Origin of the sequence: Pseudomonas sp. W2-17, assembly GCF_041060445.1 — a bacterium.
GTDB lineage: Bacteria > Pseudomonadota > Gammaproteobacteria > Pseudomonadales > Pseudomonadaceae > Aquipseudomonas.
On the sequence record NZ_JAUFNS010000056.1, the window covers coordinates 1 to 665 of the forward strand.

The following is a 665-nucleotide window of genomic DNA, read 5'->3' on the forward strand; positions in this document are numbered from 1 at the left end:
ATCGGCATGACGGGCATTCGGTGCTCTCCGAGCTGGTGACGTACTCGCAGAAAGATGTAAACAAAGTCCATCTGCGCCTGGGCACGTTGATCGATGATCAGGGGCGGCTGACGGGTGTTTGGGAAATACGTGATGGCGACGTTAAACGCCAACTGTGCGCGTATCAGTACGACGATTTTGGCGACCTTGTTCTGGCGCAGGACGAGAACGGCGCTGCCTGGCGCTACCAGTACCAAAACCACCTGATCACGCGCTACACCGATCGCACCAATCGTGGCTTGAATTTGCAGTGGCAAGGCTCGGGAGCCGATGCCAAAGCCATTCGCGAATGGGCCGACGACGGCAGTTTCGATACTCGGTTGGCGTGGGACGAAAACATCCGCCTGACCTACGTCACCGATGCACTCGGTCACGAAACCCGGCATTACTACGACAGCCTCGGTTACACGTACCGCATCTGCCATGCCGATGGCCGTTCCGAATGGTTCTTTCGTGATCAGGCGAAGAACATCATCCGCCACGTTCATACCGACGGCAGTACCGACCGCTATCGCTACGACAAACTCAGCAACCTGACCGAGCACACCCGCGCTGATCACAGCGTGATGAACTATGCCTACGACGACAAAAGCCATCTGATCAAAATCAGCGATGGCGAGGGCGGC

1 pseudogene is annotated in these 665 nt (G+C 57.0%); it reads left to right on the plus strand.

Annotated features, from left to right (window positions below):
- Positions 1-665, plus strand: a pseudogene (locus QWI20_RS27425) (RHS repeat protein); the annotation flags it as partial.